This window comes from Brevundimonas huaxiensis (assembly GCF_014218725.1).
Taxonomy (GTDB): Bacteria; Pseudomonadota; Alphaproteobacteria; order Caulobacterales; family Caulobacteraceae; genus Brevundimonas; species Brevundimonas huaxiensis.
This window is the reverse complement of record NZ_JABBJE010000009.1, coordinates 37,797-61,970: the sequence shown is the minus strand read 5'-3', so window position 1 is coordinate 61,970 and position 24,174 is coordinate 37,797. Positions and strand designations below refer to the sequence as shown.

Sequence of the window (24,174 nt, the reverse complement as noted above, 5' to 3'; positions counted from 1 at the left end):
GCCGCTCGGCAGGCTAGTCTGGAGACATGACGGAGACGCACGCCATGGACCACGCCGCCCTTTACGCCGAACGCCTGAAGACCCCCGACCAGGCCGCCGCCCTGATCGTTTCGGGCGCCAAGGTCGCCATGGGCCTCGGCGTGTCTCAGCCGCCCGCCCTGCTCAAGGCCTTGGCCGAACGGGCCGAGCGCGGCGAGGTCGAGGATGTGAACCTCTACTACCTGCTCTCGACCGCCATCGCAGGCGACACGGTGCTGCGCTATGAGCTGATGGATCGGATCCGCCCCTGGAGCCTGTTCCACAGCGCCATCGAACGCCGGCTGGAACAGCGCGCGCACGAGGAGGGCCGCCCCAACCCCGTGCAGTTCATCCCCACGGGCTTTCAGCAGTCGCCCCGCCTGCTGTGCGACGAGGTCAAGGTGGATGCCCTGATCTGCACCGTCTCGCCGATGGATGCGGACGGCTTCTTCTCGTTCGGGACCAACACCGACTACGCCAAGCCGGTGTCGCAGACGGCCCGGACGGTGATCGTCGAGGTCAATCCGCACATGCCGCGCGTGTTCGGCGAATGCACCGTCCATGTATCCCAGGTCGCCGGCATCGTCGAACATGCTGCGCCCCTGCTGGTCGTGCCGCGCGCCGAGCCTCAGCCGGCGGACCTGGCCATCGGCCGCATCATCGCCGGCCTGGTCGAGGACGGGGCGACGCTTCAGATGGGGATCGGCGCCCTGCCCAACGCCGTCTGCGACGCCCTGATGGACCACCGCGATCTGGGCGTTCACACCGAGATGCTGACGCCCGGCCTGGTCGAGCTGATGCAGGCCGGCGTGGCCAACCATGCCCGCAAGACCCTGCATCCGGGCGTGGGCGTCTTCGCCTTCTCGATGGGCGACCTCAACACCTATGAATTCCTCGACGGCAATCGCGGCATGGAGGCCCATCCGGTCTCCTATGTGAACGACCCGGCCGTGATCGCACGCAATGCGAAGATGATCTCGGTCAACGCCACGCTTCAAGTCGACCTGACCGGCGCCTGCTGCTCGGAGTTTTTGAACGGGCGCCAGTTCACGGCCGCCGGGGGCCAGCTGGACTTCGTGCGCGGCACCTATGGATCGCAGGGCGGCAAGTCGATCATCGCTTGTCATTCCACGGCGGCGAAGGGAACGGCCTCACGCATCGTCGCGCGGCTTGACGGGCCGGTCACCACCCCCCGCAACGACACCAACATCGTCGCCACCGAACACGGCTGGACCAATCTGAAGGGCAAGTCGTCCAGCGAGCGCGCCCGCGCCCTGATCGCCCTGGCCGCGCCCGAGTTTCGCGACGGCCTGACGGCGGCGGCGCGCGAGCAGGGTCTGATCTGACGCCCCACTTGATCTTGGGCCGTCCGTCGGGACTTCTGGCGTCATGAAGACCGTCCGCCTGCTGGCCCTGCTGTCCCTGCTCGTCGCCGCGCCTGTCAGCGCCAGGGCGGCGCAAGGCGCCTATGCGACCGACGGCGACTGCGGCGGGCGGCCCATGACCACCGTGCGGATGGCGCCCGGCTATTGCCTGGGGCTGGTCTGGCAGGGAACGGGGGCCGAGGGACCGCGAATGCCGCGCGGCCTGCTGGCGCTACACGACGGCGACTGGTTGGTGACGGATCTGGGCAGTTGGGATCAGGGACGCGGCGCGATCTGGCGGCTGTCGTTCGGCGTCGACGGTGCGCCGCGCTGGCGCCAGCTGGCGCAAGGCCTGAGCATGCCGCACACGGCGGCGCGCGGGCCGGACGGGCGCATCTATGTGTCCGAGATGAACCGCATCCTGACACTTGACCCCGACGCGGCCGATCCGGCGGCGACGGTGCGCACCGTGATCGGCGACCTGCCTGACAATCGTCTGCACGCCAATCGCCACCCCCTGTCCAGCTTCGTCTTCGATGAGAACGGCGACCTGCTGGTCAATGTCGGCGCCCCCAGCGACCGCTGCGTGGATGCGCGAGGCCGGGCGCGCGCCAATGCGTCCGGCGCCTGCATCGACAGCGCGGCGACGGCCCAGGTGCGGCGTCACGCCTATCTGGGCAACGGCCGCTGGGCCGACGACAGCACCGTTTTCGCCTCGGGCCTGCGCAACTCCATCGCCCTGGTCCGGCACCCGTCGGGCACGATCCTGCAAGGCGAGAACTCCGTCGATCTGACCACGCCCGACCATCCCTATGACGAGATCAATGTCCTGCGTCAGGGCGGCCATTACGGCTGGCCCTATTGCGTCGATCTGGCGACGCCCCTGCCGGGCTGGAGCGCGGGCCAGGCGCGATGCAGCCAGCGCGACCGCCCGGTCGCCCTGCTGCCGCCGCACGCCGCGCCGCTGGACCTGATCTATTACGACGGGGCGATGTTCCCCGAACTGCGCGGCCGGCTGCTGATGAGCTGGCACGGCTATCGTCGCGCGGGCGGCCGGATCGTGGCGGCCGAGACGGATGGCGAGGGCCGCCCCCTGACCGATATCGGCGGCCGCTACGCCATCTATCCGCGCGGCGCCCTGTCCTATCCCGCCGGCGCGCCCAGCCTACGCGGAAAGGTGCTGACGCCGGGCTGGGACACGGTCTCAGGCCGTCAGCCGCGCGGCGCGCCGGTCGTGCTGGCCGTCGCCGCCGACGGATCGATCTGGGTCACGGACGACCGAAACCGGGCGATCCTCAGGATCGCCCGGTCGGATAAGACGCCCTAGCTCTTGCGAGCGTCGCGCTTGGCCAGGACGCGCAGGCGAAGGGCGTTCAGCTTGATGAAGCCGGCCGCGTCCTTGTGGTCGTAGGCCTGGACGCCTTCTTCGAAGGTCACCAGGTCCTGATCGTACAGGCTGTTGGGGCTTTCGCGGCCGATGACCGAGACATTGCCCTTGTACAGCTTGACCTTGACCGTGCCGGAGACGTTTTCCTGGCTCTTGTCGATGGCGGCCTGCAGCATCTCGCGCTCGGGCGAGAACCAGAAACCGTTGTAGATCAGCTCGGCGTATTTCGGCATCAGCTGGTCCTTCAGGTGCATGGAGCCGCCGTCTAGGGTGATGCTTTCGATGCCGCGGTGGGCCGCGATCAGTATGGTCCCGCCAGGGGTCTCATAGACGCCGCGCGACTTCATGCCGACGAAACGGTTCTCGACCAGGTCCAGACGGCCGATGCCGTTGTCGTGGCCATACTGGTTCAGGGCGGTCAGGATGGTGGCGGGCGACATGGCCTCGCCGTTGATCGAGACGGCGTCGCCCTTTTCGAAGCCGATCTCGATGACGGTGGCCTTATCCGGCGCGTCTTCGGGGCTGATCGTGCGCTGGTGGACGAACTCCGGCGCCTCGACCGCCGGGTCTTCCAGCACCTTGCCCTCGGACGAGGAGTGCAGAAGGTTGGCGTCGACGCTGAAGGGCGCCTCGCCGCGCTTGTCCTTGGCGATGGGGATCTGGTTCTTTTCGGCGAAGTCCAGCAGGGCCTCGCGGCTGCGGAACGCCCACTCGCGCCACGGGGCGATGACGCGGATGTCGGGCTCCAGCGCATAGTAGCCCAGCTCGAAGCGGACCTGATCGTTACCCTTTCCGGTTGCGCCGTGACAGACGGCGTCGGCGCCGACCTGACGGGCGATCTCGATCTGGCGCTTGGAGATCAGCGGCCGGGCGATGGAGGTGCCCAGCAGATAGTCGCCCTCATACTGGGCGTTGGCGCGGAACATGGGGAAGACGAAGTCGCGCACGAACTCTTCGCGCAGGTCGTCGATGAAGATGTTCTCGGGCTTGATGCCCAGCTTCAGCGCCTTCTCGCGCGCCGGGCCAAGCTCCTCGCCCTGGCCCAGGTCGGCGGTGAAGGTCACGACCTCGGCGTTATATTCGGTCTGCAGCCACTTCAGGATGATCGAGGTGTCCAGCCCGCCCGAATAGGCGAGGACGACTTTCTTGACGGGCTTGTCGGCGGGGGCGGACATGGCGGCTCTTTCAGCAAGGGGCGGTCAGTCGGGGAGTTGACGCGCGCATAAGACCGGGGGTGCGGCGATGCAACCTTTTCCGGGTCGCGCGGGCGAGAACATGAACCTTTCGTCATGTTCCATTTGGTCGCGTTGCCAGGCGGCAGACCGGCGTTATGGTCCCCTCCAACTGCAATCCTGAGGATATCGCATGCGCCGCACTGGCTCTCTCGTCGCCGCCGCCGCCCTTCTGGCCGTTTCAACGCCCGTCTGGGCCTCCGCGGCCGCCGCACCCGCCGCCCAGGCCGCCGGTCAGGCCGCAGCACCCGCCGTCCAGGCCGCGCCCGTGTCGCAGCTGATCAACGAAGTCGACATCCCCTACACCAAGTTCACCCTCGACAACGGCCTGACCGTTCTGGTCCATGAGGATCACAAGGCTCCCGTCGTCGCCGTCTCCGTCTGGTACAATGTCGGCTCCAAGGACGAGCCGACCGGCAAGACCGGCTTCGCCCACCTGTTCGAACACCTGATGTTCGGCGGCTCGGAAAATGCGCCCGGCAGCTATTTCACGCCGATGCGCAACATGGGCGCGACCGACATGAACGGGACCACCTATTTCGACCGCACCAACTATTTCGAGACGGTCCCGACCCCGGCGCTGGAACAGGCCCTGTTCATGGAAAGCGACCGCATGGGCTACATGCTGGGCGCCATCAGCCAGGAGACGCTCGATCTGCAACGCGGCGTCGTTCAGAACGAAAAGCGTCAGGGCGACAACCAACCCTACGGCCTGAACCAGTACAAGCAGCTGGAGGCCCTGTTCCCCGAAGGCCACCCCTATCGCCACTCGACCATCGGCTCGATGGCCGACCTGGACGCCGCCTCGATGCAGACGGTGCGCGACTGGTTCACCTCCAACTATGGCCCCAACAACGCCGTTCTGGTGCTGGCCGGCGACATCACCCCCGCCAAGGCGCGTGAACTGACCGACAAATACTTCGGCCCGATCGCCAAGGGTCCGGTGAACAATCCCGCCCAGGCCTCGGTGCCGACCCTGTCCGCCCCGCTCAGCGAAACCACCCACGACCGCGTCTCGAACGCCCAGGTCGAGGTCAGCTGGGCCGTGCCGGGCATGCTGGACCCGGATTCGGTGCCGCTCAGCGTCGCTGCCTCGGTCCTGGGCGGCCTGGCCTCCTCGCGCCTGGACAATGAGCTGGTGCGCGGCGAGCAGACCGCCGTCTCGGCCAGCGCCGGCAATAGCGCCTTCCACCGCGTCGGCATCTTCGAGATGAGCGCCACGATCAAGCCGGGCGAAGACCCCGCCGCCGTCGAGGCGCGGATGCGCGAGATTCTGAACGGCCTGATCGCGAACGGCCCGACGCAGGACGAGATCAACCGCGTCGTCACCCAATACGCCTCGCGCCGCATCCAGGGCCTAGAACAGGTCGGCGGCTTCGGCGGCAAGGCCACGGCGCTCGCCGAAGGCCAGCTCTATGCCGGCGATCCTGAGTTCTACAAGAAGCAGCTGGCCGCCTACGCCGCCGTCACGCCGGCCCAGGTCAAGGCGGCGATGCAGAAGTGGCTGACCCGTCCGGCCTATACGCTGACCACCCTGCCCGGCCAGCGCGAAGCCTATCAGGAGGCGGCCGCCGCGCCGTCCGGCGCCAACCGCACCCCGGCGCCGGAAATCGAGCGCAAGCCGCGCATGCCCAAGCCCGAGATCGGGCAGGTCGCCAACGTCGACTTCCCGGCCGTCGAGCGCACCCGCTTGTCGAACGGCATGGAGGTGATCTACGCCCAGCGCGACGCCACCCCGACGACGAAGATCGCGCTCGACTTCGACGCCGGTCTGGCCGCCGACGACCGGTCCAAACTGGGTCTGCAGACCCTGATGCTGGACCTGATGGACGAGGGCACCCGCACTCTGAACGCCACGCAGCTGGCCGAGGCGCAAGAGGCCCTGGGCGCCAGCATCACCACTGGCGCGACGATGGACAGCTCGGTCATCCAGCTGTCGGCGGTGACGCCGAACCTGAAGCCTTCGGTGGATCTGATGGCCGAGGTGGTGCGCAATCCCGCCTTCGCCCCGGCCGAGCTGGAGCGCCTTCGCGCCACCCGCCTGTCGCGCATCGCCGCCGAGCGCACCCAGCCGGCCGCATTGGCCAGCCGCGCCCTGCCGGAACTGATGTACGGGCCCAACAGCCCCTATGGCCGTCCGTTCAGCGGCAATGGCGACGAGGCCAGCGTCAAGGCGATCACCGACGCCGACATCCGCGCCGACTACGCCAAGTGGATCCGTCCGGACAACGCCAAGCTGTTCATCGTCTCCGACCGGCCCCTGGCCGAGCTGACGCCGATCCTGGACAGCGCCTTCGGTCAATGGGTCCCGCCCGCATCGGCCAAGGCCGTCAAAGACTTCTCGGCCCCGATCCCGGCCGCGACGCCCAAGATCGTGCTGATCGACCGTCCGCAATCGCCCCAGTCCTACATCATGGGCGGCGAGGTTCTGGGCCTGTCGGGCACCGACGACCTGTTGGTGCTGAACGCGGCGAACAATGTGCTCGGCAACGACTTCCTGTCGCGCATCAACTCGGATCTGCGTGAGACCAAGAGCTGGTCCTACGGCGTCAACGCCTCGGTCAATCCGTTCGCCGGACGCGTGCCCTATCTGATCACCGCCCCGGTCCAGGCAGACAAGACCGGCCCGGCCATCCAAGCCCTGAACCAGCAGTTCAACGACTTCCTGTCGGGCGGCAAGGGCGTGACGCCCGAGGAGCTGCAACGCACGATCAACGGCAACACCCGCCGTCTGGCCGGCAGCTACGAGACCTCCGCCGCCGTCCTGGGCGCCATGCGCTCCAACGCCCTGCTGGGCCGTCCGGACGACTATCCGGAAACCATCGCGGCGCGCACCAACGCCCTGACGGCCGCCCAACTGGACGCCGCCGCCAAGGCCGCCATCGATCCGTCCCGGTTCGTCTGGGTCGTGGTCGGCGACGCCTCGGTGGTCAAGCCGCAACTGGACGCCCTGGGCATCCCCGTCGAAGTCCGCGCGGCAGCCCCCGCCGCCGAGTAGGGCGACGACAGACCCGAACGACGAAGGCCCGGAGAGCGATCTCCGGGCCTTTTCTTTTTGCCGTCATGCTCGGGCCCTGGCCCGACGATGAGGGCCTCTAGTCCAGCGTCGCGCCCGTCGTACGCATGATCTCGGCGCGCAGTTCGGGCAGGCCCAGTCCCTTTTCCGACGACGTCAGGGCCACCACCGGGAAGGCGGCGGGGCGTTTGGAGATGGCCTTCAGGGTCGCGGCCTGCACGGCCTCGCCCTCGCCCTTCTTCAGCTTGTCGGCCTTGGTCAGGACGATCTGATAGCTGACGGCGGCCAGGTCCAGCGCATCCAGCGCCTCCGTATCCACCGATTTCAGCCCGTGGCGGCTGTCGATCAGCAGATAGACCCGCTTCAGCGTCACCCGCCCGCGCAGATAGTCGCGGCCCAGATCCTGGAACTTCTTGACCGTGGTCTTGGACGCCTTGGCCCAGCCGTAGCCGGGCAGGTCGACCAGACGCATCCGGCCGTCCAGGTCGAAGAAGTTGACCTCGCGCGTGCGGCCCGGCTCGTTCGAGGCGCGGGCCAGCTTGTGCATGCCCACCAGCCCGTTGATCAGGCTGGACTTGCCCACGTTCGAACGCCCGGCGAAGGCGATCTCGGGCAGGTCGGGGTCGGGCAGCTGCTCGATCTTGGCCGCGCCCATGACGAAGTTCGCAGGCCGCGCGAACAGAATGCGCGCCGCCTCGATGTCCTCGGGCGTGAACTCGGTCTCGTCGATCACGCCGGCGACTTCTTGAACCGGGCGAAGAACGCATCGATCGGGTTCTCGGCCTTGTAGCGGTGCATGATCACATACTGCTGCAGGATGGTCAGGATGTTGGACCAGGCCCAGTAGATCAGCAGGCCCGCCGCGAACGGCGCCATGATGAAGGTGAACAGCAGCGGCATGAACTGGAAGATCTGGCGCTGGACCGGATCGGCCGCCGGCGGGTTCATCGCCGTCTGCAACCACATCGTCAGGCCATAGGCGATCGCCAGCAGACCCAGGTGCAGCGGGCCGGCCAACAGGCCGCCGATCAGCGGCGCCATCGCCGGATCCCACGGGATCAGGCCGAACAGGTTCCAGATCGACGACGGGTCGCGCGCCGACAGGTCATGGATGAAGCCCAGGAACGGCTGGTGACGCATTTCGATGGTCACGGTCAGCACCTTGTACAGGGCGTAGAAGACCGGGATCTGCAGCAACAGCGGAAGGCATCCGGCGACCGGATTGATCTTCTCGCGCTGGTACAGGGCCATCGTCTCCTGCTGCTGCTTCTGCGGGTCGTCTTTGAACTTCTTCTTGATCTCCTCCATCTTGGGCTGGAGGTTCCGCATCTTGGACATCGAGGCGTAGGCGTTGTTGGCCAGCGGGAACATCACCAGCTTGACGATGACGGTCAGGGCCAGAATGGCGACGCCGAAGCTGCCGACCAGGCCGTAGACGTTCTCCAGGATCCAGAAGATCGGACGCGTCAGGAACCAGAACATGCCCCAGTCGATCGCATAGACGAAGCGCGGCAGGTTCAGGCTCTGCTCATAGGATTTCAGCACCTCGGCGCGCTTGACCCCGGCGAACAGGCGCTGGGTCTCGGTCGCGGTGGCGCCGGGCTGGATGGTGCGGGTGGTGCCCAGGACATTGGCTTCCAGCTGCTGGGCGCCGTTCAGGTCGCGCACGCGGAATTCGGTTTCGACCGCCTCGTTCTGCTGGGGCAGCAGGGCCGCCAGCCAGTATTTGTCGGTGATGCCCAGCCAGCCGCCGGTCGAGGCGTTCTCGATCCGCGGCTCCTTCAACCAGTCCTTGTATTTCTTCTGCTCGGTCCGGTAGTCGCCCGGCTTGCCGAAGGTGCCGATCGCGCCCTCGTGGACGATGTGCGACGAGCCGGCTGCGGGCGGCACGCCCTGGCGCTGGACGCTGCCGTAGGGGGCGATGGTGATCGCCTGCGTGCCCAGGTTCTGGACCGTGTCCTGGACCGAGAAGACGTATTTGTCGTCGACCGAGATCACACGGGTGAAGCGCAGGCCCTGGCCGTTGTCCCAGGTCAGTGTGACCGGCGTCGTCGGCGTCAGCGTCGACCCATTGGTCAGGCGCCAGACGGTATTGGGTCCGGGCACGCCGCCGGCGACATTGGGGCCGGTCCAGCCGAACTGGGCGAAATAGGCGTTCTGCATGCCCTGCGGGCGGAACAGCTCCACCGGCTGGGGCTTGTCCTGAACCTCGCGATAGTCGGTCAGGAACAGGTCGTCGATCCGGCCGCCCTGAAGCGACAGCGAACCCTTCAGCGTGCCGGACTGGATCGGCACACGCGCGGCGGTGCTTAGCGCCTGGCTGCGGTCGGTGACGAAGGTCGGCCCCTGCGGGCTCAGCGCCGTGCGCGCGGCGTTGTCAGCGGTCTGCGACTGCTCGGCCTGGGCCTGCTGTTGCACGGCGCGACGCTCGGCCTGCGGGCGCAGCACGGCGAAATAGTAGATCCCCATGATCAGGACCGAGCACACGATGAAGATGATCGTGTTGCGCGTGTTTTCGTTTTTCATGGATTCTGGCGGTCCTGGCCGGAGGGGGCGCGGGCGTGCGAAGGCCGATCGGCCTTGGGTGTCGCCAGCCTTGTAAGCGTCGATTTCACGTCGTCAAGCAGACGGTCCCACGCACGCTCGGTCGTGCCCATGCGGGCGATGAAGACATAGTCGCTTCCGGGCACGCCATGCTGGGCCAGCATGGCCCGTGCGGCCTCGCGCAGACGGCGTTTGGCGCGGTTGCGCTGAACCGCCCCGCCGATCTTCTTGGTGGCGGTGAAGCCCAGGCCGATATGCGGCGAACCGTCGCCACGCTCCAGCCGCTGGATCACCACCGCGCCGCGCGCCTCGGAAACGCCTTTGGCGGCCGCCAGGAACTGGGGCCGCCGCAACAGACGCTTGATCTGTAAAGGGTCGCTCATGCGTCCAAAAAATCCGGACGCGTAAGCCGCTTACGCCGTCAGGCGCTTGCGGCCCTTGGCGCGACGGCGCGCAACAATCTTCTGGCCGTTCTTGGTGGCCATCCGGCTGCGGAAGCCGTGACGGCGCTTGCGCACGAGTCGCGACGGCTGATAGGTCCGCTTCACGGTCGGCTCCTGACGTTAAAAGGTTGGGCGACGGGGCAAGAGGCGTCCGCCGCAGGAAGGGCGGGCGTATAAGTCGCATGTCCGCGTGAGTCAACGCTCGGACGGCATTTCGGGACGATGAAACGGATGGCGAAACGAACGGCGAAGGAATGGGTCCTGCGGCTGGCGCCGTTGGCGGCCATCGCCGGGCTGGTGATCGCCTTCTTCGCCCTAGGCTGGAACCGCTATCTTTCGATGGATCTGATCCGCGAGCATGGGCTGAACCTGCAAGCCTATGCGCAACAGAACTGGTGGATCGCGCTGGTCGCCTTCATCGCCGTCTATGCCCTGGCGACCGCCTCGACCATTCCAGGACCCGTCTTCCTGACCCTGCTGGGCGGGATGATGTTCGGCCCCTATGTCGGCGCCCTGGCCCAGTCGACGGGGGCCACCATCGGTTCGGTCGTCATCTATTATGTCTATCGCACATCGATCGGTTCGTGGCTGCGCGCCAAGTTCGAGGCCGACGCCGGCTTCATGGATCGGCTGGCCAAGGGCATCGACCGCAACGCCTTCACCACCCTGTTCACCCTTCGCGTGATCCCCAGCGTGCCCTTCGTCCTGGTCAACGCGACGGCAGGGATGATGGCGGTGCCGCTGAGGCCCTACATCATCGCCACCTTCATCGGCCTGTTGCCGTCCACCTTCATCTACACCTGGATCGGGTCGCAGCTGGGCGACCTGCTGCGCGCCGGCGTGCGGCCGGACCTGCCGATGCTGCTGCAACAGTTCTTCTGGCCGTTGATGGGCGTTGTCTTCCTGTCCCTGCTGCTGCCGATCGGCATCAAGCTGTTCCAGATGATCCGCGCCCGACGGATCGGAGCGACGGCGGCATGAGCGCCCTGTTCGACCGGATCGCAGCGCGGCTGAACCTGACGCCGGACCAGGCGAACCTCTGGCGCGAGCGCCTGACCCCGCGCGCGCCCGACGGTCTGTCGGCGCGGCTGCTGCTGCTGACCGTCGCCTTCACCCTGGCGGTCGAGGCCCTGATCCTGGGGCCGAATCTCGCGGCCTTCCATGAGCGCTGGCTGCGCGACCGGCTCCAGGCCGCCGAACTGGCCTCGGTCGGGGTCGAAGCCCTGCCCTATAGCGCGGTCGAGGACGACACGGCCGCCGAGCTGATGCGGATCGGCGGGGTTCAGGCGGTCGCCCTGACGGAGCAAGGCGTTCGCCGCCTGCTGCTTCAGGCCCCCAACCTGCCACGCGCGCCCGAACTGATCGACCTGAGGCGTCAGGACAGCTGGTCGCGCCTGACCGACCCGTGGCGCACCCTGTTCGGGCATCCGGACCGTTCGCTGCGGGTTCAGGCCAAGCCGCGCTATCGCTCGGGCGACTTCATCGAGATCGTCACCCCCGCCCAGCCGCTGAAGCTGGAACTGCGCGCCTTCCTGCTGAACAGCCTTTTGGTGTCGCTGCTGGTGTCGGTGACGGCGGGCGCCCTGCTGTATGGCGGTCTGGCCCTGCTGGTGCTGCGGCCGCTGCGTCGCGTCACCCGTTCGATGGAGCGGTTCGCCGCCGATCCCGAAAGCGAGGCCGAGGCGCCGTCCGACCGTCACGACGAGATCGGCCGCGTCGAGCGCGAACTCAGCCGCATGCAGGAGGAGGTGCGCCATTCCCTGCGCTCTCGCGCCCGTCTGGTCGCGCTGGGCGAGGCGGTGGCCAAGATCAACCACGACCTGCGAAACATGCTAACCTCGGCCCAGATGGCGTCCGAGCGGCTGGCGACCTCCGCCGATCCTCAGGTGGCCAAGGCCCTGCCCCGGCTGGAGCGCGCGCTCAGCCGCGCCGCCGGCCTGTCGCGCAATGTGCTGGAATACGGCAAGAGCGAGGAACCCGCGCCGCAAAAGACCCGCGTCGTCCTGACCAAGGCCCTGACCCTGGCGGCCGAGGACGCCGGGCTGGATCCCGACGGCGTGCGCCTGGTCAAACAGCTGCCGCCCCGGTTCGCCGTCGAGGCCGACCCGGATCAGCTGTATCGCATCCTGGTCAATCTGATGCGCAACGCCCGCCAGGCCATCGAGGCCGATCCGACGCGTCCGCCCGAGCGCCGCGGCAAGGGGGCCATCACCGTCAGCGCCTTTGGTCAGGACGGCTTCTGCGTCGTGCGCATCGCCGACGACGGCCCCGGCATTCCGCCGCGTCTGGCCGACCGCCTGTTCGAACCCTTCGTCAGTTCAAAGAGCTCGGACGGTTCGGGCCTGGGCCTGACCATCTCGCGCGAGCTGGCCGCCCTTCACGGCGGCGACCTGCGGCTGGTCGAGACCGACGGCAAGGGCGCCGTGTTCGAGCTGCGCCTGCCGGGCTGAACCGCCCTATTCCAGGCCGTCGTCGGACACGACGAAGGGCCGGTTCTCCGCCTTGGCCTGGGCCGCGAGTTCTTCCTGAACCAGATGCCAGCGCCGCAGCCGCTCGTAGTCGATGGCGTGCTCGGGCGAGGCGTCCAGCCAATGGCGGAAGTCCTCGATCTGAAGCCGAGCGTCCGCGGCGGTCGTGTCGGGCAGGGCCGGCACGTTCGGCAACTGGCGCGCGACATCCGCAGGAATGGGGAAGTCGCCGGACGCGGTGCTCAGGATCATTGATCTTCTCGGATGGGCTGCGGTCGGGAGAGATCGACCATGACGCGAAGCCGAGCCTTTCGCCACCTTTTCATCGCTGCGGCGTTGTGCAGCAGGATCACAATGGCCAAGCTGCGGCCTCGGGAGAGACAGTCATGATCGTTCGCACCGCCGTCGCCGCCGCCCTGCTGGCCGCCGCCCTGACCGCGCCCGTCGCCGCCCAGACGACGACGGGGCCGGCGCCGGCGACCGCCGACCCGTATCGCGATCAGCGCGCCCTACCCGACCCGGCCGATCCCGCCAGCCGCGACGCTCTGCTGAAGGCACGGGGCGAGGCCTATCACCGCGCCAGCGACGCGCAGCAGACCGAAGAGGAACTGCGCACCACCCGCGCCCTCAATGACGAGATCGCCGCCCAGAACGCCCTGGCCGACAAGACCGACGCCGCCAACCGGCTGGACTACGACGCCGCCCTGGCCCGTCATCAGATCGAGGTCAGCCAGGCCGAGGAACAGGCGCGCGCCGCCGCCGAAACCGCCCGTTTGGCCCAAGAAAAATATGATCGCGACTACGCCGCCTGGCAGGAACAGGTGCGACTGTGCCGCACGGGCTTCCGCCCCGCCTGCACCGCCCGGCCGGCGTGGGTCGAACCGGCGCAATAATCTGGCCAGCTTCGCGACGGCGATCGAACGCCGCTCGCGCGACTAGGGTCAGCCCGCGACCATGCTCATGTCGCGGCGCGCCATCATGCGGTCGAACTCGCTCCAGACACCGTCGGCGCCGTGCCAGTTCCCTTGCGTCGCCGCCTTGGAATATTCGGTGGCGCGGGCCTCGAAGAAGTTGGCGTGTTCGACGCCGCTGAGCAGCGACTGCAGCCAGGGCAGCGGGTTTTCCGTCACCCCATAGACTTCCGGCAGTTTCAGCTGACGCAGGCGCCAGTCGGCGATGAAGCGGATGTATTGCTTGATGTCCTCGGGCGTCATGCCGTTCACCGAGCCCATCTCGAAGGCCAGGTCGATGAACTTGTCCTCCATGTTCACCACCGTCTTGCAGCAGTCGACGATGTCGTCCGCGACCGACTTGGTGACGGCGCCCGTCTCCTTGTTGAAGGCGTGATACAGCTTGATGATGCCTTCGCAGTGCAGGCTCTCGTCGCGCACCGACCAGGACACGATCTGGCCCATGCCCTTCATCTTGTTCTGGCGTGGGAAGTTCATCAGCATGGCGAAGGACGCGAACAGCTGAACGCCTTCCGAGAAGCCGCCGAACATGGCCAGGGTCCGGCAGATGTCGGCGTCGGAATCGACCCCGAACTGGCCCATGTAGTCGTGCTTGTCCCGCATGGCCTCATATTCCATGAAGGCGCCGAACTCACTCTCGGGCATGCCGATGGTCTCGAGCAGCAGGGCGTAAGCCGCGATATGGATCGTCTCCATATTGCCGAAGGCGGCCAGCATCATCTTCACCTCGGTCGGTTTGAAGACCCGACCGTAGCGTTCCATGTAGTTGTCCTGAACCTCGATGTCCGCCTGGGTGAAGAAGCGGAAGATCTGGGTCAGCAGGTTGCGTTCGCCGTCGTTCAGGGTCGAGGCCCAGTCCTTGACGTCCTCGCCCAGCGGCACCTCCTCGGGCATCCAGTGGACCTGCTGCTGCTTCTTCCACATGTCGAACGCCCACGGATAGCGGAACGGCTTGTAGGCGGCCGACGGGGTCAGAAGACCGGCGCGCTCGGGGAGGATGATCGGAGTGATGGCGTTCATCGAACTAGACCTGAGGGCGATTCTGAAGACGCATTCACCATGCGATGCGACGACCCCGGCGCCAAGTCGAATTAGGTCTATTTTGCGATCACAATTTATCGCGACCGCTAGATGTTGTGTCCGTGCCGCACATTCTTGGGGACGGGCCTGGGGATGAAGACGCGCCCGGTCGCTCAGGCGGCTTGGGCGTCCAGGCGAGTTGCGGCCGCGCTCAGCGTCTCGTCGATGGCGGCATAGAGCTTGGCCTGGGTCACCGGCTTGGCCAAATGGCCGTCCATGCCGGCGGACAGGCACCGGGCGGCGTCCTCGGGCATGGCCTCGGCGGTGACGGCCAGGATCGGCGTCTGGCTGGCGGGATCGGCCAGGGCGCGGATCGCGCGGGTGGCGGCCAGACCATCCATCACCGGCATGCGCACATCCATCAGGATCAGGTCGAAAGCCTCGGCCGAGGCGGCGTTCACCGCCTCGCGCCCATCGCACGCCTCGGCGGTGTCGCAGTCGGCGGCCTGCAGCATGATGCGCAGCAGATCGCGATTGGCGGGGTGGTCGTCGACGATCAGAACCTTCATGCGACGGCTGTCCAGCGGCGCGCCACTCTCCGTGTCCACCGGAACCACGACCGGCGCCTCGATCTCCAGGGTGAAGGTCGAGCCCTGCCATTGCACGCTTTCGACGGCGATGGCGCCGTTCAGCCGCTCGGCGTGGCATTTGGCCAGGGCCAGGCCGACGCCTGCCCCTTCGTGGGCGCGGCTCGTGGAGGCGTCCGCCTGTTCGAAAAGGCGGAACACGCCCGCCAGAGTCTCGGCGTCCATGCCGCAGCCCGTGTCCGACACGGCGATCCGCAGTCGATCATCGGTCCGATCGACCGTGACGCCCACGCCCCCGTGAGAGGTGAATTTCGAGGCGTTCAGCGTCAGGTGATGCAGGATCTGGCGCAGACGCCGCATGTCGGTCAGCACCCAGCCCTCGGCGTCCGGCGCGATGTGCAGGTCGAAGGTCAGGCCGCGGATTTCGGCCCACTCGCGCGCCGGCGCCACGGCGTCCTGGATCAGGGCGCGCAGATCGGCGGGCTTCAGCACGACCTCGTCGCCGCCGCGCGAAATCTCCAGCAAGTCCTCCACCAGACGCAGCATGGATTCGCCACATTGGCGCACCGCATTGACCTGGCGATGACCCTCCGCGTCCAGGCTGGTCGAGCGCGACAGCAGGTCGGCATAGCCGGTGACCCCGGTCAGGGGCGTGCGCATCTCATGGCTCATCAAGGCCAGGAAGCGCGACTTCGCCTCGTCGGCGCGCCTGGCCCGGGCCAAGGCGTCCAGCGCCGCCGCCGTGCGCGCCCTCAGCCGCGCCGTCAGACGCCGACGCTCGCTCGACAGGGTGGTGATGGGCAGGACCGACCCGACGACGCACAGCAGGAACAGATGAAACACATTCATCTGGCGCATCACCTCAGGCAAGGCGGCCAGAACCGGGTCGGGCGGCAGGCGGGTCAGCACGACCGGCCCATGCCCGCCCAGCGTGGCGACGCCGCCGATGGCCGCGACCAGCACCACCGCGCAGGCGGTGGTCGGCGGACCCAGCCGGAAGGCCAGAAGGATCAGCGGCGGAAGCACCGCGAACATCACCGGCGCCGATGTCTGGGTGAAAACCCACAGCGTGACGCCGCCGACCAGCACCAGCAGGGCGACCGCCTCGGTCTTCGTGGCCTGGGCGTCGTCGCGGAAACGGTGATTGCGCGCCAGCAGCAGCAGAGACGGCGTGACGATCATCATCGCCAGCAGTTCCATGTCGAACAGGTGATGCATCCGGAACGCCAGCGTGCCCGGCACCTTCCAGCTCATCAGCACCGCGACCGCGCCCGCCAGCAGGGTGCTGATCAAGACGGCCGGCACAGCGGCGAAGACGGCGAAGCGGAACAGACGCCAGGGCCGACGCATGTCCAGCGCGGCCCCGCAGAAACGGCGCGCCAGCACGGCCGCGATGCAGACCTGCGTCAGGTTCAGGGCGACATTGGTGAACATCATCACGCCGGGATCGCCGCGCAAGATGTTGCTGGCCAGGTTGATCGCGGCGCAGGCGAGCATGACGCCGATGGCCTGGCGACGATGAAGCTGAAGGACGGCGGCCAGAAGCACCGCATTGGCCGGCCACAGAACCGTGGCGCCGAACGCATGCATGCTCCATTGGGCGACCGACAGACACAGGGCGAACAAGGCCACATAGGCGTAGGGCGACGGCCCAGCCGCGCGGCCGGCCTCGTGACGGAAAAACCGCCAGCGCCCGCCTTCTGCGTTCACCCACTTCAGTCCCATGACGTAACGGTGACACGCAGGGGTTAAGGATCCCGTAGCGGCCGACCTAGGTAGGATTGCGGAACCGCCGTTCAGCGTCGCCGTTTACTCGCCCTTGCCAGCAAAGGGCCCCAGCCGATGTCAGACGTGATCGCCGAACCGACCTTCGAGCCGCCGGCGGACGCCCTGGCCTTCTATGAAGAGAGCCTGCGCCTGCTGAAGGAGAGCGGCATTCCCTTCCTGCTGTCGGGCACCTATGCGGTCACGGCCTACACCGGCATCCGTCGTCCGACCAAGGATCTGGACGTCTTCTGCAAGCCCGGCGACTACCCCCGCATCCTGGCTTTCTTCCAGAAGCACGGCTATCGCACCGACGTCGAGGACGAGCGCTGGATCGCCAAGGTCTGGAAGGACGAGAAACACTTTTTCGACGTCATCTTCGCCATGTCCAACGGCACCATCGCCGTGTCCGACAGCTGGTTCAGCGAGGACCGGATCACCGTCTATGGCCATCAGGTCCAGATCACCCCGCCCACGGCCCTGATCCTGTCCAAGGTCTTCATTCAGGACCGCTATCGTTACGACGGCGCCGATGTGAACCACGTCATCCTGAAACAGTCCGACGCCATCGACTGGAAGAGCCTGCTGGACCAGATGGACCTCTATTGGGAGGTGCTGGCGGCGCACCTGCTGAACTTCCGCTTCGCCTATCCGACCGAGCGCGACCGGATTCCGCGCTGGCTGATGGAAGAGCTGGTTCAGCGACTGACGGCCCAGATCGATCTGCCGGCGCCGCGCGTGAAGGTCTGTCGCGGCCGGCTGTTCAGCCCGCGCGACTATGTCGCCGACGTCGCCGAATGGGGCTTCGGCGATGTGGTGGGCAAGGGGCTGGAGGAACGCCACGACCCCGTCCACCTGGGCCACTGAAAGGTAAGCCGCCATGACTGACGCCGTCCCCGATCCCCAGACGACCCAGCCCGGCCTGGAGCCCGGCCCCGCCAAGACCCTGCGTGTGGCCGCCGTCGGGGACCTTCATGTCGGCGAGACCACCGAGCATCGCTATCGCGACCTGTTCGAGCGGGTGTCGGACGACGCCGATGTCCTGTGCCTGTGCGGCGACCTGACCAACTACGGCAAGACGCCCGAGGTCGAGCGGCTGCTTGAGGATCTCAAGCTCTGCAAGATCCCGATGGTCGGCGTGCTGGGCAATCACGAGCACGAGTGCGGCCAGCCAGAGGTCGTCACGAAGATGCTGACCGACGCCGGGGTCAAGATGCTGACCGGCGAGGCCTATGAGATCGACGGCGTCGGCTTTGCGGGCGGCAAGGGGTTCGTCGGCGGCTTCGGCCGCTACATGCTCTCGTCCTTCGGCGAGGCTTCGATCAAACGCTTCGTGCAGGAGGCGGTCGAGGACGCCAATCTGATCGAGAACTCGATCCGCATGCTGCGCACCGAACGCTCGGTCGTGCTGCTGCACTATGCGCCCGTGGTCGAGACGGTGATGGGCGAACCGCCCGAAATCCACGCCTTCCTGGGCTCGTCGCGCCTGGCCGAGACCATCGATCGCTACGACAACGTCCGTCTGGTCGTTCACGGCCACGCCCACCGCGGCGGGCCGGAGGGACGCACCACCAAGGGGACGCCCGTCTATAATGTCGCCCTGCCGGTGCTGAAGACCCTTGGCGACAAACCCTATCGGGTCTTTGAAATCTGACCGGACTGTAGGAGGGTGCGGCCGGGGCTGGGATGCAGCCTCGTTCGGGGCCGCAAGGCGGCTCGTCGTGGAGTTTCCGATGCGTCTTCTGTCTTCCGCCGCGGCCGTCGCCGTCCTGGCCCTGACTACCCCCGCCTTCGCCGCCGGTCAGGCCGCCGCCCCTGCCCCTGCGCCCCAGGCCGCTCCGGCGCCCGCCCAAGAAGCGGACAGCCCCGAGGAAGCCGCCTTCGAGGCCAAGGCGGAAGCCTTCCAAGAGCGCATGGAAGCCATGGCCGATGAAATGCAGGCTGCGGCGGCTCAGACCGACAAGGCCAAGGCCAAGTCCGATTTGGACGCCTTGCAGGCCAAGTATCAGCCCGAGGTCGACGCTTTCGCCGAGGAGGTCAACACCTTCGCCACCAGTCAGGGCGCGCCGGCCGAACAAATGGCCATGGCGATGCAGCAGATCAAAGGCATCCCGCTGAAGGCCCGCACCGAGATCGAGGCGGCCGCCTCCGCGCCGGCCGCTGCGCCGACGACGCCGCAGTAAGCCTAGCCTTACCGCGATTTCACTTGAGACGAGGCGGCTGAGGGCGGAGTTTGCGCGGGTCATTCAACGGGAGCCGTCCCATGATCCGCCTGCTCAGCCTGACCGCCGCCCTGGCGCTCGCGCCCCTGTCTTCGGCTCTGGCGCAGAGCCCCGCGACTGCGCCAGAGCCGGCTCCGGCTCCGGCCTCCGCCGAGACCGCCGAGGCCCGGATGGAAGCCGCCGCCGAAGCTTTCGAGGCGCGCATGGAGGCCTTTGGCGAACGGGCCGAGGCGATTTCCGAAGACGAGAGCCTGAGCGAGGCCGAACGCGGTCGTCGCATCGCCGCCCTGTGGTCGGACTATGCGCCCGACGTCGCCGCCTTCACCGCGGAGACGACCAAACACGCCAATGAAATGGCCGCCCAGGCGCTGAAGAACATCGATGTCGACGCCATCGTCGCCGACGCCCTGAACGATCCCGAGGTCAAACAGGCGATGGAGGAGGGGATGCAGAAGGGCATTGTCACCGCCGAAGGCATCGCCCGCAACAGCGCCTGGACCAATCCGACGCCCGAGCAGATGGAGACCTATAGCCTGGTCGCCCAATACGCCCTGGACCAGGCCGCCGACGCCGTCGTCGAGGACGAAGCGGCCGCCGAGGTTCCCGAAGCGCCCGAGGCGCCGGAAGCCCCCGAACCGCCGGCGCCGCCCGCGCGCCCGGCCGCCTGATTTTCTGTCTCCTCCCCATGAAATGGGGAGGGGGACCGCGCAGCGGTGGAGGGGCTCTTCGGATGGCCCAGATGCGTATTGGCGGTGAAGCCCCCTCCGTCACGGCGCAAGATGCGCCGCGCCGCCTCCCCGTGACGCGGAGAGGAGACAGAGCGCCTTGACCGCGCCCGACTAAGCAGCGACATCGCGCCGCATGCCCGCCCTGCCCGTCGATCCGCACCTCTATTCGACCTTCCTCGGCGTCATGGCGGTGATGGCGATCACGCCCGGTCCCGCCAATCTGTTCGCCGTCGCGACCGGCGTTGAAAAGGGCCGCGCCTCGGCCCTGATCGGCGTCTTGGGCATGAACGCCGCGACCCTGGTGTGGTTCGGTGCGGCGGCCCTGGGTCTGGGCGCCCTGGTCAAGGCCTTTCCCGCCGCCTTCAAGGTCATCGCCGTGCTGGGCGCGCTCTATGTCGCCTGGCTGGGGATCAAGGCGCTGCGCGGCGCCTTCGCCACCGCCGCCGATCCCGACGAGGTCGTTGTCAAGAAGGGCCGCAGCGCCCTGATCGACGGGTTCGCCGTCCAGATCGCCAACCCCAAGGCCATCCTATTCTTCACCGCCGTCCTGCCGCCCTTCATCGACGTGAACCGGCCGGTCGCGCCGCAGATGGCGATGTTCGCCATGGCGGCCATCGGCATGGATATGGTGTCGATGAGCACCTACGCCCTGTCCGGCGCCGCCCTGTCGCGCCGCATGCAGCAGCCGCGCTTTCGCAAGGGCTTCGGCGTCTTCGTCGGTCTGCTGCTGATGGTCGCCGCCGTGCTGATCGTTCTCAGGCTCTAGACGCCGCGACGCTTCGTCATACAGTGGTCGGGAACGCCTTCGTTCATGCTCCGTTCAGCCGTCAGAGCGCCCGAATGGGCGATCAAGGAGTTTGATGTCATGAAAACCCTCCCCCTGAAGACCCTGGCGGCGACCGTCGCCGCCGGTCTGGCCCTGGCGGCCTGCGCCACCGCCACCCCGTATCAACCCGCAGGCTTCAACGGCCAGCGTGGCGGCTATGCCGAGCAGCGCTTGGAGAACAATCGTTTCCGGGTCAGCTTCTCGGGCAACTCGCTGACCTCGCGCGAACAGGTCGAACAGTCGCTGCTGCTGCGTTCGGCCGAACTGACGGTCGAAAGCGGCTATGACTGGTTCGCCACCGTCAACCGCGCCACCGACCGCGACACCCGTTTCGTCGGCACGCCCGACCCTTTCTATTCGGGTTATAACCGTTTCTACAGCCCCTACTGGGGTCCGTCGTGGCGCTATTACCGCAGCGGCTTCTGGAGCCCGTGGGACCGTTACGGCCCGTGGGGCGTCAATGATTTCGACGTCCGCCAGGTCGACCGCTTCGAGGCCAGTGCCGAAATCGTCCTGGGTCGCGGCCCCAAACCCGCCAACGACCCCAACGCCTTCGACGCCCGCGAGGTGATCCAGAACCTGGGTCCGCAGGTCACCCGCCCGGCGGCCTGATGCTGAAAGCCCCTCTCCACAGCGTGGAGAGGGGCTTTTTCTTTCATCCCACCCGCGGCGACTTCAGCCGGCGCTTGTTGGAGTGGGTCGCCGGCGCCGTGCCCAGATCTTCCGGCACTTCGCCCTTGAAGTAATAGCGCTGCCAGGCCTCCTTGGCCGCATCCGGATCGCCGCCGGCCAGACGCTGGTTGAAGTCGGTGCGGGCTCGGTTCCAGGCCTCGAACTGGCCCTTCATCACCGGGTTGGATTCCAGCGTGCGGATGATCGGCTGGAACTGCTCGACCTTCTTGTGCTCGATCAGATTGATGAAGCAGAAGGGTTCGCCCTTCTCGAAGGTGATCCGCCCCGGCCGGGTGAAGATCCAGTTCATCGTGAAGGGGAAGGGCAGCCAGTCCGTCTCGATCAGGCCGACCAGGGGCTGGATGCCGTCCTTCACATGGTTGGGTGACCCCGAACACATCATCCCCCAACCCGGCGGCGTGCGGAACAGATATTGCGGATGCATCGTCAGCACCCCGCGCGAGAAGTGCGAGGTGACGAAATGGGCCAGATCGTGCTGGGGCCGATCCGGCGTGATAACGATGTCTTCCTGGCGCGGACCGCCGTTCCACTCGGCCGAGAAGCCGAACGGGCACAGGATTTCCCACCCCGTCGTGTTGGCCATGTTCAGCGGCAGGCAGCGATAGGGGTGGCGGCTGATGAAGGCGTCCATCCAGTTGCGCGACTGGCGACCGGGCACCAGGTCCGGCGGCCGGGCCGTCATCGGATAGCATTCCAGTTCCAGAGGGCGCGTGTTGACGGTATCGACCATGACCCTGTCCTACCGCCCGAAACCCGACGGCTCAACCATGACTGACGCACCCGCTTTCGACCGCGAAACCCTGAGCGTCTGGCTGAAGGCGAACGGCGTGACCCATACGGCCCACGACCACCCGGCCGTCTTTCGCGTCGAGGAAGGGCTGGACCTGAAGGCCGACCTGCCCGGCGCCCACACCAAGAACCTGTTCCTGAAGGACCACAAAGGCCGGCTGTGGCTGATCTCGGCGCGTCAGGACACGGTCATCGACCTGAAGCGCGCCGCCGCCGCCATGGGGTCGGGGCGGCTGTCGTTCGGCAATGAGACGCTGATGTGGGAAACGCTGGGCGTCCGCCCCGGCTCGGTCACGGCGCTGGGCCTGATCAACGACACAGACCGCCGCGTGACCTTCGTGCTGGACCAGCGGCTGTGGGACGCCGACATCGTCAACTTCCACCCCCTGACCAATACGGCGACCACCGCCCTGGATCAGGCGGCCTTCCGGCAAGTGCTGGCGCTGCTGAAGAGGGAGCCGATCGTGGTGGATTTCGGGGCGCTGGCTTGATCTAGAGACTATGGGCGATCCGTAGCTGGAACCGCTGATGCCATCCCAAGGTCAGATCCTTCGCTTCCTAATCTGAGCCAACAGGTAAGTTTCCGTTCTCCTTCCGTTGCGGATAGTCGGCCTAGGCTGCCTAGTATGGATTCGTGAAAGCATGGACAGCGACAGCGTTTTTGGCGTTGCTTCTTACCGCCTGCGCGCCTCACCATCCTCTGTTGGACATCTACCCAGGGCTTCGAAATGTGCCCCAGGATTCGTGGTGTGAAGCAAGAGGTGGGACCCCGACCGAGGTTCTCAAGCCTGACGAGTCCGGCCGGTTGCGGGTTGAGGTCGTCGGTTGCAGCATTCTTCCCCACACATCGAGCGAAAGTGAGAGGCTAAGCATCCGAGATTGGCTAGCCGACCATGCGAAAGAGCGGGACGAACTGCGTAAACTCCCTAACGGTACTGAGCAGAAGTGCCCCTCGCTTGACGATCCGCGCCGCCGCCCCATCTCGTGGATCACTGTCAACGGGCAGACGCGCGGCGGGGGAAGTCAGACGAATTAGACGGTGTTTTTCACGACCACCGTCTGAAATCCCGGCGCGACCTTTTCCCGGCTTGATGCCGACGCATCCCGACGCCATCTGAACCGTTGAACCTGACCGATCTCAGCGCGGACTTCGCCCATGACCCTGCTCGACCCGACCCTGACCCCCGACGCCGCCGGCGACCTGATCAAGGAAGGCACGGACGCCTCCTTCATGACCGACGTCATCGAGGCGTCGAAACATCAGCCGGTCATCGTCGACTTCTGGGCCACCTGGTGCGGGCCGTGCCGGACCCTGGGGCCTGCGCTGGAGAAGGCCGTGCGCGCCGCCAAGGGGGCGGTGAAGATGGTCAAGATCGATGTGGACGCCAACCCGGCCTATGCGGGCCAGCTGCGGGTGCAGTCGATCCCCACCGTCTACGCCTTCGTCAACGGCCAGCCGGTCGACGGCTTTCAGGGCGCCATTCCCGACAGTCAGATCAAGGCCTTCATCGACAAGCTGACCGGCGGTCAGGGCGGCTCCACCGAGACGGCGCAACTGCTCGAGCTGGGCGAGGAATCGCTGGGCCTGAACGACTTCGGCGGCGCGGCCCAGGCCTTCGCCCACGTCCTGTCGATCGAGCCCGAGAACGAAAAGGCCATCGCCGGCATGGCGCGGGTCTATCTGGCGGGCGGCGACCCCGAACAGGCGGCCCAGACCATCGCCATGGCGCCGCAGGACTCCAAGGAGCCGACGGTCCAGAGCGTGCGCGCCCAGCTGGCCCTGGCGTCCAAGGCTCCTTCCGGCGCCTCGGCCGAACTCGAGGCCAAGGTCGCCGCCGATCCGAACGATCATCAGGCGCGTTTCGACCTGGCCGAGGCCCAAAGCGCGGCCGGCGACTTCAAGGGCGCGGTCGACAATCTGCTGGCCATCATCCAGGCCGACCGCGAGTGGAACGATCAGGCGGCCCGCAAGCAGTTGCTGGTCATCTTCGAGGCGGCCGGCCTGACCTCGGACGTGTCTAAGGACGGCCGGCGCCGGCTGTCGTCCATTCTGTTTTCGTGATCCAGAACAAGCGGGCCTCAAGCAGCGCCAAGCGCGGTAG

At 67.0% G+C, this 24,174-nt stretch carries 23 protein-coding genes; 14 read left to right on the top strand and 9 right to left on the bottom strand.

The genetic code is table 11. The features are described from left to right. Positions 1 to 26 precede the first annotated feature (26 nt). Both HF680_RS14320 and HF680_RS14315 read left to right on the top strand, forming a co-directional pair. Positions 27 to 1,364: an acetyl-CoA hydrolase/transferase family protein gene (locus HF680_RS14320; RefSeq protein ID WP_276568695.1), complete on the top strand. Its 1,338-nt coding sequence runs from the start codon at positions 27 to 29 to the stop codon at positions 1,362 to 1,364. 43 nt (positions 1,365 to 1,407) lie between these two features. Then, positions 1,408 to 2,709 carry a PQQ-dependent sugar dehydrogenase gene (locus HF680_RS14315; RefSeq protein ID WP_185225524.1) on the top strand — a complete coding sequence of 434 codons (1,302 nt, stop codon included), beginning with the start codon at positions 1,408 to 1,410 and terminating at the stop codon, positions 2,707 to 2,709. Here HF680_RS14315 and HF680_RS14310 read toward each other — a convergent pair. Beyond that, positions 2,706 to 3,944: an argininosuccinate synthase gene (locus HF680_RS14310; protein WP_185225523.1), complete on the bottom strand. Its 1,239-nt coding sequence runs from the start codon at positions 3,942 to 3,944 to the stop codon at positions 2,706 to 2,708. The two genes, HF680_RS14315 and HF680_RS14310, sit on opposite strands and share 4 nt — an antisense overlap. A gap of 190 nt (positions 3,945 to 4,134) precedes the next feature. Between HF680_RS14310 and HF680_RS14305 the strand changes: the two genes are divergently transcribed. Beyond that, a complete protein-coding gene (locus HF680_RS14305) occupies positions 4,135 to 6,999 on the top strand; it encodes a M16 family metallopeptidase (protein ID WP_185225522.1) in 2,865 nt (954 codons plus the stop codon). Positions 7,000 to 7,096: 97 nt separating this feature from the next. On the opposite strand, the gene yihA is transcribed toward HF680_RS14305, so the two are convergent. The 4 genes from yihA to rpmH are packed head-to-tail and all read right to left on the bottom strand — an operon-like array spanning position 7,097 to position 10,109. After that, the gene (gene yihA, locus HF680_RS14300; protein ID WP_185225521.1) at positions 7,097 to 7,750 is read right to left on the bottom strand and encodes a ribosome biogenesis GTP-binding protein YihA/YsxC; all 654 of its coding nucleotides are present in this window, start codon (positions 7,748 to 7,750) and stop codon (positions 7,097 to 7,099) included. Continuing rightward, positions 7,747 to 9,543 carry a membrane protein insertase YidC gene (gene yidC, locus HF680_RS14295; RefSeq protein WP_039246554.1) on the bottom strand — a complete coding sequence of 599 codons (1,797 nt, stop codon included), beginning with the start codon at positions 9,541 to 9,543 and terminating at the stop codon, positions 7,747 to 7,749. The genes yihA and yidC overlap by 4 nt, the downstream gene beginning before the upstream one ends. Continuing rightward, a complete protein-coding gene (gene rnpA / locus HF680_RS14290) occupies positions 9,540 to 9,944 on the bottom strand; it encodes a ribonuclease P protein component (protein WP_185225520.1) in 405 nt (134 codons plus the stop codon). The genes yidC and rnpA overlap by 4 nt, the downstream gene beginning before the upstream one ends. A 30-nt stretch (positions 9,945 to 9,974) precedes the next feature. Beyond that, positions 9,975 to 10,109, bottom strand: a complete 135-nt coding sequence (gene rpmH, locus HF680_RS14285; RefSeq protein ID WP_003164000.1) for a 50S ribosomal protein L34 — start codon at positions 10,107 to 10,109, stop codon at positions 9,975 to 9,977. A gap of 126 nt (positions 10,110 to 10,235) precedes the next feature. Here rpmH and HF680_RS14280 point away from each other — a divergent pair, with 126 nt between their 5' ends. Continuing rightward, positions 10,236 to 10,985 carry a TVP38/TMEM64 family protein gene (locus HF680_RS14280; RefSeq protein ID WP_185225519.1) on the top strand — a complete coding sequence of 250 codons (750 nt, stop codon included), beginning with the start codon at positions 10,236 to 10,238 and terminating at the stop codon, positions 10,983 to 10,985. Further along, on the top strand, positions 10,982 to 12,454 hold the full coding sequence (locus HF680_RS14275; RefSeq protein WP_185225518.1) for a sensor histidine kinase: 1,473 nt from the start codon (positions 10,982 to 10,984) through the stop codon (positions 12,452 to 12,454). Before HF680_RS14280 ends, HF680_RS14275 begins: the two co-directional genes overlap by 4 nt. A gap of 6 nt (positions 12,455 to 12,460) precedes the next feature. Here the strand turns inward: HF680_RS14275 and HF680_RS14270 are convergent, their stop codons facing one another. Further along, positions 12,461 to 12,724: a hypothetical protein gene (locus HF680_RS14270; RefSeq protein ID WP_039246564.1), complete on the bottom strand. Its 264-nt coding sequence runs from the start codon at positions 12,722 to 12,724 to the stop codon at positions 12,461 to 12,463. Positions 12,725 to 12,858: 134 nt separating this feature from the next. On the opposite strand from HF680_RS14270, the gene HF680_RS14265 reads away from it, so the two are divergent. Next, entirely contained in the window at positions 12,859 to 13,365 is a 507-nt protein-coding gene (locus tag HF680_RS14265; RefSeq protein ID WP_185225517.1) for a hypothetical protein, read from the top strand. Between the two features lie 48 nt (positions 13,366 to 13,413). Here the strand turns inward: HF680_RS14265 and HF680_RS14260 are convergent, their stop codons facing one another. After that, positions 13,414 to 14,463 carry a ribonucleotide-diphosphate reductase subunit beta gene (locus HF680_RS14260; RefSeq protein WP_045810910.1) on the bottom strand — a complete coding sequence of 350 codons (1,050 nt, stop codon included), beginning with the start codon at positions 14,461 to 14,463 and terminating at the stop codon, positions 13,414 to 13,416. A 173-nt stretch (positions 14,464 to 14,636) separates the two neighbouring features. Continuing rightward, on the bottom strand, positions 14,637 to 16,775 hold the full coding sequence (locus HF680_RS14255; RefSeq protein ID WP_185225516.1) for a response regulator: 2,139 nt from the start codon (positions 16,773 to 16,775) through the stop codon (positions 14,637 to 14,639). A gap of 117 nt (positions 16,776 to 16,892) precedes the next feature. Between HF680_RS14255 and HF680_RS14250 the strand changes: the two genes are divergently transcribed. The 6 genes from HF680_RS14250 (at position 16,893) to HF680_RS14225 (ending at position 21,202) form a co-directional block, all read left to right on the top strand. After that, positions 16,893 to 17,681 (top strand): nucleotidyltransferase family protein, encoded by a 789-nt coding sequence (locus HF680_RS14250; protein WP_039246573.1) that lies wholly within the window; start codon positions 16,893 to 16,895, stop codon positions 17,679 to 17,681. Positions 17,682 to 17,694: 13 nt separating this feature from the next. Further along, on the top strand, positions 17,695 to 18,468 hold the full coding sequence (locus HF680_RS14245; protein WP_185225515.1) for a metallophosphoesterase family protein: 774 nt from the start codon (positions 17,695 to 17,697) through the stop codon (positions 18,466 to 18,468). Positions 18,469 to 18,547: 79 nt separating this feature from the next. Then, positions 18,548 to 18,997: a hypothetical protein gene (locus HF680_RS14240; RefSeq protein ID WP_185225514.1), complete on the top strand. Its 450-nt coding sequence runs from the start codon at positions 18,548 to 18,550 to the stop codon at positions 18,995 to 18,997. Positions 18,998 to 19,077: 80 nt separating this feature from the next. Further along, positions 19,078 to 19,704, top strand: coding sequence for a hypothetical protein (locus HF680_RS14235; protein ID WP_185225513.1), 627 nt, complete (start codon positions 19,078 to 19,080; stop codon positions 19,702 to 19,704). Between the two features lie 193 nt (positions 19,705 to 19,897). Continuing rightward, positions 19,898 to 20,530, top strand: a complete 633-nt coding sequence (locus HF680_RS14230; protein WP_045810913.1) for a LysE family translocator — start codon at positions 19,898 to 19,900, stop codon at positions 20,528 to 20,530. Between the two features lie 99 nt (positions 20,531 to 20,629). Beyond that, positions 20,630 to 21,202 carry a CC0125/CC1285 family lipoprotein gene (locus HF680_RS14225; RefSeq protein WP_185225512.1) on the top strand — a complete coding sequence of 191 codons (573 nt, stop codon included), beginning with the start codon at positions 20,630 to 20,632 and terminating at the stop codon, positions 21,200 to 21,202. A gap of 43 nt (positions 21,203 to 21,245) precedes the next feature. Here HF680_RS14225 and HF680_RS14220 read toward each other — a convergent pair whose 3' ends face one another. Then, the gene (locus HF680_RS14220) at positions 21,246 to 22,013 is read right to left on the bottom strand and encodes a DUF6065 family protein (protein WP_156146787.1); all 768 of its coding nucleotides are present in this window, start codon (positions 22,011 to 22,013) and stop codon (positions 21,246 to 21,248) included. Between the two features lie 37 nt (positions 22,014 to 22,050). On the opposite strand from HF680_RS14220, the gene HF680_RS14215 reads away from it, so the two are divergent. Further along, on the top strand, positions 22,051 to 22,563 hold the full coding sequence (locus tag HF680_RS14215) for a prolyl-tRNA synthetase associated domain-containing protein (RefSeq protein WP_185225511.1): 513 nt from the start codon (positions 22,051 to 22,053) through the stop codon (positions 22,561 to 22,563). Between the two features lie 665 nt (positions 22,564 to 23,228). Then, positions 23,229 to 24,134: a thioredoxin gene (gene trxA / locus HF680_RS14210; RefSeq protein WP_161640742.1), complete on the top strand. Its 906-nt coding sequence runs from the start codon at positions 23,229 to 23,231 to the stop codon at positions 24,132 to 24,134. Positions 24,135 to 24,174: the final 40 nt, after the last annotated feature.

Bases quoted from the DNA above. Each gene is read 5' to 3' on its own strand.
- HF680_RS14280 (WP_185225519.1), top strand. From the start codon at position 10,236: ATGGCGAAACGAACGGCGAAGGAATGGGTCCTGCGGCTGGCGCCGTTG.
- HF680_RS14310 (WP_185225523.1), bottom strand. From the start codon at position 3,944: ATGTCCGCCCCCGCCGACAAGCCCGTCAAGAAAGTCGTCCTCGCCTAT.
- trxA (WP_161640742.1), top strand. From the start codon at position 23,229: ATGACCCTGCTCGACCCGACCCTGACCCCCGACGCCGCCGGCGACCTG.
- yidC (WP_039246554.1), bottom strand. From the start codon at position 9,543: ATGAAAAACGAAAACACGCGCAACACGATCATCTTCATCGTGTGCTCG.
- HF680_RS14305 (WP_185225522.1), top strand. From the start codon at position 4,135: ATGCGCCGCACTGGCTCTCTCGTCGCCGCCGCCGCCCTTCTGGCCGTT.
- HF680_RS14235 (WP_185225513.1), top strand. From the start codon at position 19,078: ATGATCCGCCTGCTCAGCCTGACCGCCGCCCTGGCGCTCGCGCCCCTG.
- HF680_RS14225 (WP_185225512.1), top strand. From the start codon at position 20,630: ATGAAAACCCTCCCCCTGAAGACCCTGGCGGCGACCGTCGCCGCCGGT.
- HF680_RS14220 (WP_156146787.1), bottom strand. From the start codon at position 22,013: ATGGTCGATACCGTCAACACGCGCCCTCTGGAACTGGAATGCTATCCG.
- HF680_RS14245 (WP_185225515.1), top strand. From the start codon at position 17,695: ATGACTGACGCCGTCCCCGATCCCCAGACGACCCAGCCCGGCCTGGAG.
- HF680_RS14215 (WP_185225511.1), top strand. From the start codon at position 22,051: ATGACTGACGCACCCGCTTTCGACCGCGAAACCCTGAGCGTCTGGCTG.
- HF680_RS14240 (WP_185225514.1), top strand. From the start codon at position 18,548: ATGCGTCTTCTGTCTTCCGCCGCGGCCGTCGCCGTCCTGGCCCTGACT.
- HF680_RS14275 (WP_185225518.1), top strand. From the start codon at position 10,982: ATGAGCGCCCTGTTCGACCGGATCGCAGCGCGGCTGAACCTGACGCCG.
- HF680_RS14230 (WP_045810913.1), top strand. From the start codon at position 19,898: ATGCCCGCCCTGCCCGTCGATCCGCACCTCTATTCGACCTTCCTCGGC.
- HF680_RS14315 (WP_185225524.1), top strand. From the start codon at position 1,408: ATGAAGACCGTCCGCCTGCTGGCCCTGCTGTCCCTGCTCGTCGCCGCG.
- HF680_RS14255 (WP_185225516.1), bottom strand. From the start codon at position 16,775: ATGGGACTGAAGTGGGTGAACGCAGAAGGCGGGCGCTGGCGGTTTTTC.
- HF680_RS14265 (WP_185225517.1), top strand. From the start codon at position 12,859: ATGATCGTTCGCACCGCCGTCGCCGCCGCCCTGCTGGCCGCCGCCCTG.
- HF680_RS14270 (WP_039246564.1), bottom strand. From the start codon at position 12,724: ATGATCCTGAGCACCGCGTCCGGCGACTTCCCCATTCCTGCGGATGTC.
- rnpA (WP_185225520.1), bottom strand. From the start codon at position 9,944: ATGAGCGACCCTTTACAGATCAAGCGTCTGTTGCGGCGGCCCCAGTTC.
- HF680_RS14250 (WP_039246573.1), top strand. From the start codon at position 16,893: ATGTCAGACGTGATCGCCGAACCGACCTTCGAGCCGCCGGCGGACGCC.
- HF680_RS14260 (WP_045810910.1), bottom strand. From the start codon at position 14,463: ATGAACGCCATCACTCCGATCATCCTCCCCGAGCGCGCCGGTCTTCTG.
- HF680_RS14320 (WP_276568695.1), top strand. From the start codon at position 27: ATGACGGAGACGCACGCCATGGACCACGCCGCCCTTTACGCCGAACGC.